Raw genomic sequence first — 11672 nt, 5'->3', positions numbered from 1 at the left:
TTGTCTCAGGGCCGGAACTGGCTCGGCGCCACGCCGCTCCAGCGGATGAAGGCATGGCGAAAGCTCGCGGTTTCACTGAAGCCCAGGGCTTCGGCGATGCGGTAGATGGGCAGCTGGTCTTCGCAGAGCATCTGCTTGGCCCGCTCGAAGCGCAGCTCGTCCAGCAGTTCCTGATAGCTGCAACCCAGGTCGCGCAGGTGGCGGCGCAGGGTCCGGGCCGAGCAGTTCATCTGTTCCGCCAGCCCTTCCAGCCCCGGCGCGGCGTCCAGCTGTGCTGCCAGCAGTTGGCGGATGCGCCCCAGCCAAGCCTGGCGCCCGGTGAACTCGGTGTTCTGCTTGCGGCAGCGTTCGGCCATGGCCTGGTGGGTGATGGCATCCGCCAGGGGCAGGGGGTGTTCGAGCCATTGCTGGTCGAAGGCGAAGGCGTTGCTGCGGGCGTTGAACTGCAGCGGACAGTCGAAGGCTTCGCGGTAGCGCTGTTGATAGTCCGGCGCCGGATAGTCGAAGCGCGCGCCCAGCAGCGGCAGCGGGTGGCCCAGCAAGTCGTCGCAGATGACCTTCAGCGACACCAGGCAGAACTCGGTATTGAACGCCGCCAGGGCCGGGCTTTCGCGGTAGCCGGCGGCGGTGAACCAGATGCGCGGGCCGTCGGCTTCCAGGCTCAGTTCGAAAAGTGTTCCCATCAGCGCCGGATAGCGCATGGCCAGGCGCAAAGCGTCACCTAAGGTGGCACTGGTGAGCAGGGCATAGCCGAGCATGCCGTAGGAGGAAACGTGCATGCGCCGGCCCAGTTCCAGGCCGATATCCCGTTGCAGGGCCACGGCATTGGCGCACACCAGCATCTCCTGGTTGGTGGTGATGCGAGTGTCGGCGCGGCTCAGGTCGGCGGGGTTGATGCCGCTGCCAGCCAGCAGGGCTTCACTGTCCTGGCCCTGTTCCTTGAAGGTGTTGAGCACCAGGGAAACGGCGTTGAGGGTGGTGAGGTGCGAGTGCAGCATGCGCAGATTCCAGCCTGGGGAAGACCCTTAACCGGAGCAAGTTGCATGCCGCCCTGCATCTGCAGGTGCCGGAGCTGGTTGTAGGAGCTGGCTTGCCAGCGAAGAGGCCCTCAAAACCGCCTTCGCCGGCAAGCCGGCTCCTACGGATGGATCAGGCCAGTTCGCCGCACAGGTCCAGTTCCACCAGGCGCCGCACTTCGCTGTTTGCCAGCCCGGCGCCGAGCAGGGCGTTGAGCTTGCCGAACGCCGCTTCGCGAGTCATGCCGCCACCAGACAGCACGCCCACGCCGCGCAGGCGGCTGCCGGCTTCGTAGATGTCCAGCTCCACACCGCCTTCATGGCACTGGGTCACCGCCACCACGACGATGCCTTGCTCCTGTGCGCGCTTGAGACTGGCCAGGAACGCCGGGTTGTCGCTAGGACCGGTGCCGCTGCCGAAGCATTCCAGGACCAGGGCCTGGATGCCGCTGTCGAGCACGCCGTCCAGCAGCTCGGCGCTGATGCCGGGGAACAGCGGCAGCACGCCGACCTTGGCCAGTTGCTTGGCCTGGCGGTAGTCCAGCGCCGACGGAATCGCTTCGGCCTTTGCGCCGCCGCCATTGCGTTGCAGGGCGGCGAACGGATGACGGCCGAAACTGCGGATTTTCGCGCAGCGGGTCGGGGCCAGCAGTTCGCCGTGGAAGTACAGATGCACCCCCGGTGCCAGGCCCTGGCCCAGGGCTAACAGGGCGCCACTGAGGTTTTCCCAGGCGTCGCTGTCAGGCACACCGGCCGGCAGCATCGAGCCGGTGAACAGCACCCGCGCTGGCAGCCCCAGCAACTGGAAGCTCATGGCGGCGGCGCTGTAGGCCAGGGTGTCGGTGCCGTGGAGGATCAGCACGCTGTCGCAACCCTGATCCACGGCTTCGACCACCGCTGCACGCAGGCGCTGCCAGTAGTCGGGGGTCATGTTGGCGCTGTCGATCAGCGGCGCCATCTCGCGAAAGCGCCAGGCCGGCACCACCAGTTCGGGCTGGCTGTCGAGGTAGGCGCGCATGCGCACGTCGAAACCGGACGCCGGGGCCAGGCCGTCGGCGCTGGCCTGCATACCGATGGTGCCACCGGTGTAGAGCACCATGACGTGCTGGGCGGCAGGGTAGGTCGAAGGGTTCATGGGATTCTCCGAAACGGTGAGTTCCTGTGGGAGCGGGCAAGCCCGCTCGCACATTTATCGCACTGTAACCGACGGGTGCAGAGGATGCGCCCGTCGTTCACCCGTCAGCGTTGCGCTGCGGGCACGCCTTGCGGCTCGGCCTGGGTGGCGGCCGAAGGTTCGGCGGGCCAGGCCTTCAGGTCCAGGTCCAGATCGGCGAATTTGCGCGAGTCGAACACCGGCTGGTCGACACCGGCGCGGCGCTGCTCGTCGTAGTCGCGCATCACCCGCAGGCCGACCTTGAACAGCATGGCCAGGGCCACCAGGTTGACGAAGGCCAGGCAGGTCATGGTGATGTCGGCGAAGGCGAACACGGTCGAGAGGTTCTGCATCGAACCCCAGACCACCAGCGCCAGCACCAGGCCGCGGAACAGCATCAACACAGTGCGGTTGCGGGTGAGGAACTGCAGGCTGTTCTCGCCCAGGTAGTAGTTGTAGAGGATGCAGGTGAAGACGAACAACGACAGCGCGACACTGACGAACACGCGGCCCCAGTCACCGACCACGGCGGCCAGCGAGTTCTGGGTCAGGACGATGCCGTCGCCTTCGAAGCCCGGGGTGTAGAAGCCCGACAGCAGGATCAGCAGCGCGGTGCAGGTGCAGATCACGAAGGTGTCGAGGAACACGCTGAAGGCCTGGACCACGCCCTGGGCGCCCGGGTGCTTCACGGCGGCCACGGCGGCCACGTTCGGCGCACTGCCCAGGCCCGCTTCGTTGGCGAACACGCCACGCTTCACGCCCATGACGATGGCGCTGCCGAGCAGGCCGGCGAAGGCCGGGTCGAGGCCGAAGGCGCTCTTGATGATGGTTTCCAGCATGGCCGGCACGTGTTCGATCTGGGTGCCGATCACGTACAGGGTCACGGCGATGTAGGCCAGGGTCTTGATCGGGACCAGCAGGTCGGACACCGCGGCGATGCGCTTGATGCCGCCGATGAAGGTGATGGCCAGCAGCACCGCCAGGACGATGCCGGTGTGGCGTGGGTCGAAGGCAAAGGCGTCCTGCAGCGAGTGCGTCACGGTGTAGGACTGCAGGCCGATGAAGGCGAAGCCGTAGGTGACCAGCAGCAGGATCGAGAACACCACCGCCATGCCTTTGAGCTTCAGGCCGTGCTGGATGTAGTAGGCCGGGCCACCGCGGTACAGGCCGTCACCGTCGGCGCGCTTGTAGACCTGGGCCAGGGTGCATTCGAAGAAGCTGCTGGACATGCCGACCAGTGCGGTCACCCACATCCAGAACACCGCGCCCGGACCACCCAGGGTCACGGCGATGCCGACGCCGGCGATGTTGCCTGCACCCACTCGGCCGGCGAGGCTGAGCATCAGCGCCTGGAACGAGCTGAGCTGGCCGCCGCTGCTTTTCAGGCTGTCGCGGAACACCGCGAACATATGGAGGAAATGGCGCAATTGAACGAAACGCGAGCGGATCGTGAAGTAGCTGCCGAGCCCGACAATGAGCACGATCAGTACTTTCCCTGAGAGGAAGTCGTTGATGACTTCGAGCATGGATTATTCCTCGCTGTTTTTTGTGTAGGCAAAAGCAGAGCGGACGGAAACATTCAGTTACACCGCTGATTGCACGCACGGCAAGGCGGTGGGGCGAGCGTTCGTCCCGGTTCTATATTTCGCGGGTTGTTATTAGTTCGGGTTTCCCGTGGGTGTGAGCCTCGTTACCGACGGCTGTCCACGTGAAGAGGGGGCGCACTATACCGGTGCGCGGGCTCGCCGTCTGCATGTTGCGTGTCGAGCCGAGGAACGGCAGTGCTGGCGGGAGGCTGAATCGGTTCTTGTCCTGCCCGGCAAACTCCGCGAACAGGGGCTCCAAGGGGCCCGTATCATCCCCGCGAGCCCCCTGGTAATCGCAGGCGCTGGCTGGCCAGCGAAGGGGGCCGCTTGAGCAGTGTCCGTCTTGAAGCCCTGTTCGCCGGCCAGCCGGCTTGCGGGGCTACAGCCAGAATTCCTCTCGGCGTTCTTGGAAGTCCTTCAGTTCACCCTGCTCCAGCAACTGGCGAATCCACGGCCCCAGCAGATCCAGCGAGCTGTCCAGAGGCGTGGGTCGCTGCCAGCGCAGCGGCACCTGGGCAAAGCGCTGCTGGTTGGCGCTGACTTTTTCCAGGATCTGCCGGTCCTGCTTGAGGATCACCTTGAACAAGGGCTGCAGCACGCCGCGTTTGAGCCAGCCCGGCAGGCGGCCCTGGGCTGTGGCGATGCGGGCGAACAGCCGCAGTTGGCCCTCGGCGGCCGGGCTCAGCCAGGCGCTGACCAGCAGGTTGAGCCGGCCCTGGCGGTCGCGGTATTCGATTTCCGCCAGCCCCGGCAGGCGAAAGCGGCCCATGCTGAGGCCGCGTTCGCCTTCGAACAGCCGCGAAATCAGTCCGGATTGGGTGCCTTCTTCGCTGTACTGCGCTTCGACCCCGTCTTCCAACTGATGCACCCAGGCACGAATGCGCTGGCGCTGGCGGTCGTGGCGAATCCAGCCGGCATGCACGAAATGGGTGTGGAAGCCGTCGAGGAAGTTCTCCGCGGCGTCCTGCAAGCTGCACTGCACCCGGTCGCTGATCCAGAACACATCCAGCGCCTGGGCCTGTTCGGCGGCGGCCACTGGCGGCTCTTCCGGCCGCTCGCTGGCAAGGCTGGCCCACACCAGCCCCTGGGCTTCGCAGCTGTGCAGCGGTTGCAGCAAGGGTTGGCTGCACCGCTGCTGCTCCTGGCCGGGTAGCTGAGTGCAACGGCCCTGGGGATCGAAGCGCCAGCCATGGTAGGGGCACTGGATCTGCCCGTCGCGCACCCGGCCGGCGCTCAGGGGCGCAAAGCGGTGAGGGCAACGGTCCGGCAGCACCGCGGCGGCGCCGTCGGCGTCGCGAAACAGCACCAGCGGCACGCCGTGCAGGGTGCAGGCCAGAGGTTGCTTGTGCAGGTGCCGGCTCAGGGCGACGGGCCACCAGCCCGATTGGCTGTTCACAGTTTAAGCTTCCTCATCAGCGGTACGCCGATCCGTTGCAGCAGCAGGCCCATCAGGTGCCACACCAGGCGCCGCGACCAGGGCAGGTGGGCGACGTGGATCAGGCTGTATTCGATCTCTGGTTCACCGCCCCGCAGGCGTTTGAAGGCGGCGGCGCCGGAGCTGAAGTTGAGCACCTGACGACGGTTCACCGCCTCTTGCAGGCACAGCCTGGTCAGCTGCCGGTACAGGCCGGCGCGCTGGGGCAGGGCGGTGTCGTAGCCGACGATTGGGGTGCTGATCAGGGCGCTGTTGGCGAACCAGCCCAAGGCGCCGTCAATACGCCCTTCGGCGTTGCGCAGGGCGCGCACTTCCAGCCAGCCTTCGGCCTGCCCGCGTTGCAGCCATTGGGCGCTGTAGTGGGGGTTCAGGCGGCTGTATTTGTCCAGGTACAGCAGGTTGTACAGCTGCTCGATGCGCTGGAAGTCGGCCTCGTTCAGCTCGCTGCCGGGCACCACCGCATAAGGGCTGCGGCGCAGCAGGGTGGCGTCCAGGCGGGTGTTGTGGTGGCGCAGGAAGGCTGAATTCTCGCCCTCGCGGCCGTCGAACAGGTACACCTGGCGGCTGGGAATGGCCAGGTAGCCCAGGGCTTGCAGGCGCTTGCGCAGTGCGAGGTTGCTGAAGTCGTTGAGCGAGCGAAAGCCAAAGCCGTGGTCGGGAAACTCCCGGCGCAGCAGTTCGGTGATCGCCGGCAAATCCGCGCCGTCCCAATCGGCGGGGTAGAGGTTGGTCGACAGCAGCCAGTTATTGATCTGCACCAAACGGTCGACCTTGGCCGCGCTCAGGAGCCGGTCCACGCCCTGGGTCAGCAGCTTCAGTGGCCGGGCCAGCCAGGGCCGTTTCAGGCGCTGCAGTTCTTCCCGGGCGTAGCCGCTGTAGGCGGTTTGTGGCGAGACCACGTAACAGTTATCCACAGGGTCGTGGCCGTGGTTGATGCTCACCGGGAACTGATGATGGCCGGTGTCCAGCAGGGCCAGGGCGGTGCTGACGTTGCCGATCAGCGCGCCGCCGGCGCAGGTGCGCACGTACTGCCGGGCGTGGCTGTCGCCGGCGCTCGGGGGCTCAAGGGCCAGTTGCTCGGGCAGCAGTAGTCTCATTGGCGCTGTGCCCCCAGAGGCTGGCCGTTCCATTCGATATCGGCGGTGGAGGCGGCCAGCAGCCCGCAGCGGCGGGTCAGGGCGCGGCCGATGATCTCGCTCAGGCTCAGCAACTGGGCGGTCAGTGGACCGCGATCGCCGTCCTGGACGATCACGTCCCGGGCTTGTTGGTAGTCGTGCCAGAACTCGCGGCTCAAGGCCCGTTGCGGCGCCGCCAGAAGCAGCATGGCCAGGGCGATCATCCGGGGTTCCAGGGTCGCCTCCAGCGCAGCGTCGGTTTCGCTGCCCAGCGCTGCCACCAGTTGCACCCGCTGATCGTCGAACAGGTGCACGCCGCTGGTGGCCCTGGGGTTGCACTCCAGCACGTGGAAGCGGCCCTGCTGGTCCTCGATAAAGTCAAAACCCACTTGCCCGGTGTAGCCGGTGGCCCGGCCGAACTGCTCCAGAAACGCACGGATCGGCGCCGGGGCACAGCTGTGGAAGTAGATCCCCGAGCCGCGCCCGACCCGGTAGCGCGGCTGATAGCTGCTGTGGGCGCGCAACTGGCCGTCCACCAGCACGCTGAAGCTGCAATATTCCTGGCCGGGGACGAACTGCTGGGCCACCCAGGGCGCATCGCTACTGGGCCGGATCTTGGCCAGTTGCGCCGGGCTCGGGCGGATCAGGGTCTGGGAGGCGAAGCGTGAATAGGCCGGCTTGAACACCAGGGCGTCGTGCTCCGCCACCAGCGCTTGCAACGCGGCCGGGTCATGCAGCACCTGAGTCGGCGGCGCGGCCACGTCCCAGCCCTGGGTCATGGCAGCAAAATCGCCCTTGTGATGCAGGCGGTGCAGCAGGTCGAAATCACTGGTGAACACCCGGCACAAAGGCCGCAAGCGCTCCAGGCCGTGGGCCAGGTAGAACACCTCTTCACAGGTGGGCAGCAGCAGGTCGATGGCCTGCTGGCGGATGACCCCGGCCAGGGCATCGATCCAGGCATCCGGGTCGTGGCGCGGCTCCGGCAGGCGTACGAAGTGCTCGGCGGCGCGGCTGAAGCGGCTCAGGGGCTGGGCCAGGGAATCGGCCACGGTCACCGTCCAGCCGGCTTGGCTAAAGGCCCGGGCCCACTCCAGGCAGGCCGGGGCCCGGGCGCCGAGAATCAATACACGCATGGCAGTCCCTCGGGCAGTTGTAGCATCAGCAGACGGCGTCTTTTCGCGTGTGGCGGCGGTGCCTGCCAGTGGCCGAAGCTCAGCTGCGGCGCCTGCAGCCCTTGTTGCGCGCAGAGCTCGGCGAGGGCTTCGCTCAAGCGCTGGCACAGCCCGTGGTAGTCGCCGCGGGTGTGCAGGTTGATCTGCCAGAGCAGCCCGCGCTGGTGAATTTCGTATTCCTCAAGCGCCGCCCCGAGCATCAGCAGGGCCCGGCGCAATACGTCAGGGTAGAGCGGTGCCAGCTGCGGGCCGTCGAGCCGGGGCAGCCAGAGGATCTCGTCGGCGCGGCCTTCCACGGCGGCGATGGCCCGCTCCGCACGGCCGCAGGGGCAGGGCGCGCTGGCCACCCGCAGAATGTCGTTGAGGCGATAACGCACGATCAGCTGCGTGCGCCGGGAAAAGTCGGTGATGATCGGCTGGAAGCGCGTGCGCTCAGGGTCCAGCCATTGCGGCTCGATGTGCAGGTGGCTTTCATTCAGGTGCAGGGTGCCGGCCTCGCAGGTGTAGCCGAGAAAGCCTTCACTGGCCTGATAGATCTGCTGTGGCTTGCGCCCGAAGGCTTGCTGCACCAGCTCGGCGTCGGTGCTTTCCAGCACTTCGGCCACCGACAGGATGTGTTGTGGGCGGATTGTCAGCTGTCCGGCCAGGGCCGCCTGGGCCAGCCCCCGCAGCACCGTGGCCGGGGCCACCAGCACGTCCGGGTTCTGTTGGTTGAGGCGTTGCAGGGAGGCGGTCAGGCCCAGGGTCAGGTCATGAAAGGCGAAGTCGATGCGGCGGCTGGCGAGGGTGGTGTACAGGCGGCTATTGGCCCGCAAGAAGAAGGCGATCCGCAGCGGCGCCAGCCAGGGGCACAGCAGCCGGGGCAGCAGGGCCCGGGGCAGGGTGCGCGCCAGCAGGATGCCGGCCCAGCGTTGGCGTTCCACGCTGCTGACCAGGAACACCCCCTGGGCCCCCGAGGTGCCGCTGGACAGGCCCACGGTGATGTCCCCCAGGGTCGGGCTGAAGTCCCGGGAACGCTCGGCCTGCAGGGCCACCGGCAACACCTGTTCCAGGCTCAGGGCACGGGTGTTGAAGGCGGCAAAGCCGCTCATCAGCGCTGCCTTGTCCATGATCGGCAAGCTGTGCAGGCCGTCGTGGGTCAGCCCGTTGAAGCGCTGGCCACGGGGCAGGACTTTGGCCATGAAGTGCTTAAGGCGCCGGGCCTGCCAGGCTTCCAGCCGCTCACGGCGGCGAAAGCGCAGGGCGTAGCGGCTGAACACGAATGCACCGATGCTGCGCAGGGTGCCCAGCAGGCGTTCACTGTTCATTGGCGAACGCCTCCCAGGCCTGGGTGCAATGGGACGGCAGCACCGCCACCGCTGGTTCGCCGCGGATCAGCTGGCCCAGGCCGTGGTAAGTGCGCACGTACTGCTGACGGTCGGCGCTGGCAAACCACAGTGCCGGTGCAGCGGGCAGGCGCTCGGCGCGGCAGGCCGGCACCGACCAGCAGGCGTCGGCCACCAGGAACACCGGCCGGCCCTGGGCGTCGGGGATGAACAGGCCCAACTGGCCTTCGCTGTGCCCGGGCAGCGGCACGCCGATCAGGCTGCCATCGCCGAACAGGTCCAGGCCCTGCTCGAAGGGCGCCATCCAGCTTGGCAGCGCACAGCTGGGGCTGGCTTCGGCCAGGCGCAGGCGGGCGCTGAAGTCGTCCGGCAGCAAGCCCGGTAGATGGCCGCCCAAGGTGGCGCGCCAACGCTGACCGCGCAGGCTGTCGATATGCCGGTAATCGGCTTCCAGGGCGATAAAGCGCGCGTTGGCAAAATCCCGCAGCCCGGCGATATGGTCGGCGTGGAAGTGGGAAATGATCACATGGCGGATATCCCCCGGGCCGATGCCCAGCTCATGCAGCTGCGCCCCCAGCTGCTCGACCACCGGCAACTGCACCGGCACCGCACTGCGGTACAGGCGCTCGGGCAGGGCCCGGGTGGCCTGGAAGAAGTGCTCGGCGTAGCCGGTGTCGTACAAAATCCAGCCGTGCTCCGGGTGCTGGATCAGCCCGCACAAGGCCGGAAACTGCACCGGCGCCAGGCGCCCGCCACGGTCGGCCATGCATTCCAGATGCTGGCACCAGCCGGCCCGGAGGATCTTCAAACTCACGCTGCGGCTCATGCTCGTTGCCTCTGTTGGGCCAGCCACCATTGGGCGTGCTGGGCGATGCCCTGGTCCTGGCTGATCACCGGGCGATAGCCCAGCTCGCGCTGGATGGCGCTGATGTCCAGGGTCTGACTGAAGGCCAGGACGCCTGCGCCGTAGCGGGTGATCAAGGGCTCGGCGCCGTTGCCCAGGCGCGCCTTGAGCTCCAGCAGGCGCGCCACGCCATGCACCAGGGGCCAGGGCAGGCGGCGGGTGCGCAGCGGCAGGCGGAAGTGCTCGGCCATCTGTTGCAGCAGGTCCTTGAAGGCCAGCGGCGTGCCATTGCTCAGGTTGTACACGCACAGCGGGCGCGGCAGGGGCCGGGTCAGCGCCAGCCACACCGCGTGCACCAGATTGTCGACGCAGGTCAGGTCCAACTGTGCCTGGCCGCCGCGCATCAGTGGAATCGCCCCGCGTTGCATCACCCGCAGCAGGCGCGGCATCAGGGTTGCGTCCCAGGGGCCGAACACCGCCCGGGGGCGCAGGATCACGCATTCGGGCAGCTTGGCGTCTGCCAGCAGGGTTTCGGCCTGGGCCTTGCTGCGGGCGTAGTCATTCACCGGTGGTGGCAGCGGCTGGTCTTCGCGGATGCCCAGGCGGTCGCTGAAGTTGAAGTACAGGCTCGGGGTGGAGATATGCACCAGCCGCGGGATGCGGTTCTTGCCGCAGGCGTGGATCACCTCGGCGGTGGAGTCGAGGTTGGCCCGGGTAAACGCCTGGGGCGAGCCCCAGGGCGAAGACAAGGCGGCGCAATGCACGATGGCGTCATGCTCGCGGCTGGCATCGGCCAGCAGGCGTTTGGCCAACGGGCTGCCGTGCTCCAGGGGCAGCCAGCGCACCGGCGCTGGGCTGTGGGCAATCACCTCGGCCGCCGCCTCGGGATTGCGCCCGCTGAACTGCACCTCGCAGCCTTCGGCGGCCAGCTTCCAGACCAGATGCCGTCCGATAAAACCGGTGCCGCCGGTGACCAGGATCTTCATCAAAACTCCAGGATCATGCCGCCGAGGGACAGGCCCGCGCCGGTGCCGATCAGCATCAGGGTTTGTCCGCGTTGAATGCGCCCATCGCGCACCGCGATGTCCAGAGCGGTGGGCAGCGACGCCGCCACCTGATTGCCATGCCGGGCAAAGATATCGATGACTTTCTCTGGCCCCAGGCTCAGGCGTTTGGCCGCATGCTGCATGGCCTGTTGGCTGGCTTGATGGGGGATGATCCAGTCGATCTGCGCAAGGGACAGTGCGGCTTGCTGCAGCAAATCGTCCATCAGTTCGGGCAGATGCTTGGCCGCGAGGCGGAACACGCCCTTGCCCTGCATGGCGAAGCTGGTCAGGGGCTCGAACGGCACCTGGATGCGTCGCGGATGAAAGCGCGAACCGCCGGCGGGGATCTGGCACAGCGCGGCGCCTTCGGCGTAGGTCTTGAGGCGCGAGGCGAGGATCTTCGGGCCGCCGTCGCCCGCCTCCAGCACCACCGCCGCCGCACCGTCGCCAAAGATGCCGCAGACTTCCACCTGCTGCCAGTCCAGGCCGCAGGAGGCGATGTCGGCGCACACCAGCAGCACGCGCCGGTAATGCCCGGCCTGGATCGGCCAGGACAGGGTGTCCAGGGCGGCAATAAAGCCCAGGCAGCTGGCGTTGATGTCCATGGCCGGAATACCCGACTGGCCCAGGCCCAGCTCCCGTTGCAGCAGCGCCGCGTTGCAGGGCATGCCCTGGTCCATGGTGCCGCTGGCGCAGACGATCAGGTCCAGTTGGCCAAGCTCCAGGCCGGCCGCGTGCAGGGCCTGGCGCGCGGCACTGGCACCGAGGCTGGCGGCGGTGTCCGCAGGAGCGGCGACGTGGCGCTGCTGCACTCCGCTGATGCGCGCCACGCTGCCGGTTTCCAGGCCGAGCTGGCGGTCCAGCTCGGCACTGGTGACCACCCGCTGCGGCAGGGCGTGGCCGGTGCCGAGGATGGCCAGGGCGCGGGCCGGGCGGGGGGAGGACGCTGATGTGTGCATGCAAATTCCGTGTGTGTGGGC

At 67.5% G+C, this 11672-nt stretch carries 10 protein-coding genes; all 10 read right to left on the bottom strand.

Annotated features, from left to right (window positions below):
* Positions 1–5: 5 nt before the first annotated feature.
* Complete coding sequence (locus tag KHO49_RS00575; RefSeq protein WP_213664461.1) at positions 6–998, bottom strand: AraC family transcriptional regulator; 993 nt, start codon at positions 996–998, stop codon at positions 6–8.
* A 151-nt stretch (positions 999–1149) separates the two neighbouring features.
* Positions 1150–2151, bottom strand: a complete 1002-nt coding sequence (locus KHO49_RS00570) for an asparaginase (RefSeq protein ID WP_110652876.1) — start codon at positions 2149–2151, stop codon at positions 1150–1152.
* Between the two features lie 104 nt (positions 2152–2255).
* Positions 2256–3695 carry an alanine/glycine:cation symporter family protein gene (locus KHO49_RS00565; protein WP_110594185.1) on the bottom strand — a complete coding sequence of 480 codons (1440 nt, stop codon included), beginning with the start codon at positions 3693–3695 and terminating at the stop codon, positions 2256–2258.
* A 439-nt stretch (positions 3696–4134) separates the two neighbouring features.
* On the bottom strand, positions 4135–5151 hold the full coding sequence (locus KHO49_RS31350) for a Rieske 2Fe-2S domain-containing protein (RefSeq protein ID WP_213664460.1): 1017 nt from the start codon (positions 5149–5151) through the stop codon (positions 4135–4137).
* Positions 5148–6287 carry a hypothetical protein gene (locus KHO49_RS00555; protein ID WP_213664459.1) on the bottom strand — a complete coding sequence of 380 codons (1140 nt, stop codon included), beginning with the start codon at positions 6285–6287 and terminating at the stop codon, positions 5148–5150. Before KHO49_RS00555 ends, KHO49_RS31350 begins: the two co-directional genes overlap by 4 nt.
* Positions 6284–7438, bottom strand: coding sequence for an ATP-grasp domain-containing protein (locus tag KHO49_RS00550; protein ID WP_213664458.1), 1155 nt, complete (start codon positions 7436–7438; stop codon positions 6284–6286). Before KHO49_RS00550 ends, KHO49_RS00555 begins: the two co-directional genes overlap by 4 nt.
* Complete coding sequence (locus tag KHO49_RS00545) at positions 7426–8784, bottom strand: F390 synthetase-related protein (RefSeq protein ID WP_213664457.1); 1359 nt, start codon at positions 8782–8784, stop codon at positions 7426–7428. Before KHO49_RS00545 ends, KHO49_RS00550 begins: the two co-directional genes overlap by 13 nt.
* Entirely contained in the window at positions 8774–9628 is an 855-nt protein-coding gene (locus KHO49_RS00540; protein WP_213664456.1) for an MBL fold metallo-hydrolase, read from the bottom strand. The genes KHO49_RS00545 and KHO49_RS00540 overlap by 11 nt, the downstream gene beginning before the upstream one ends.
* A complete protein-coding gene (locus tag KHO49_RS00535; protein ID WP_213664455.1) occupies positions 9625–10632 on the bottom strand; it encodes an NAD-dependent epimerase/dehydratase family protein in 1008 nt (335 codons plus the stop codon). The genes KHO49_RS00540 and KHO49_RS00535 overlap by 4 nt, the downstream gene beginning before the upstream one ends.
* The gene (locus tag KHO49_RS00530; RefSeq protein ID WP_213664454.1) at positions 10632–11651 is read right to left on the bottom strand and encodes a beta-ketoacyl-ACP synthase 3; all 1020 of its coding nucleotides are present in this window, start codon (positions 11649–11651) and stop codon (positions 10632–10634) included. The genes KHO49_RS00535 and KHO49_RS00530 overlap by 1 nt, the downstream gene beginning before the upstream one ends.
* Between the last annotated feature and the right edge of the window lie 21 nt (positions 11652–11672).

This window comes from Pseudomonas sp. RC4D1 (assembly GCF_018390395.1).
Taxonomy (GTDB): Bacteria; Pseudomonadota; Gammaproteobacteria; order Pseudomonadales; family Pseudomonadaceae; genus Aquipseudomonas; species Aquipseudomonas danubii.
The sequence above is the reverse complement of the archived record's forward strand: the minus strand, read 5'-3'. Positions and strand labels throughout refer to the sequence as shown.

What these genes read in the sequence shown, in the direction of transcription:
- KHO49_RS00575 (WP_213664461.1), bottom strand. Translation starts at nt 998, where the DNA reads ATGCTGCACTCGCACCTCACCACCCTCAACGCCGTTTCCCTGGTGCTC.
- KHO49_RS00570 (WP_110652876.1), bottom strand. Translation starts at nt 2,151, where the DNA reads ATGAACCCTTCGACCTACCCTGCCGCCCAGCACGTCATGGTGCTCTAC.
- KHO49_RS00565 (WP_110594185.1), bottom strand. Translation starts at nt 3,695, where the DNA reads ATGCTCGAAGTCATCAACGACTTCCTCTCAGGGAAAGTACTGATCGTG.
- KHO49_RS00555 (WP_213664459.1), bottom strand. Translation starts at nt 6,287, where the DNA reads ATGAGACTACTGCTGCCCGAGCAACTGGCCCTTGAGCCCCCGAGCGCC.
- KHO49_RS00550 (WP_213664458.1), bottom strand. Translation starts at nt 7,438, where the DNA reads ATGCGTGTATTGATTCTCGGCGCCCGGGCCCCGGCCTGCCTGGAGTGG.
- KHO49_RS00545 (WP_213664457.1), bottom strand. Translation starts at nt 8,784, where the DNA reads ATGAACAGTGAACGCCTGCTGGGCACCCTGCGCAGCATCGGTGCATTC.
- KHO49_RS00540 (WP_213664456.1), bottom strand. Translation starts at nt 9,628, where the DNA reads ATGAGCCGCAGCGTGAGTTTGAAGATCCTCCGGGCCGGCTGGTGCCAG.
- KHO49_RS00535 (WP_213664455.1), bottom strand. Translation starts at nt 10,632, where the DNA reads ATGAAGATCCTGGTCACCGGCGGCACCGGTTTTATCGGACGGCATCTG.
- KHO49_RS00530 (WP_213664454.1), bottom strand. Translation starts at nt 11,651, where the DNA reads ATGCACACATCAGCGTCCTCCCCCCGCCCGGCCCGCGCCCTGGCCATC.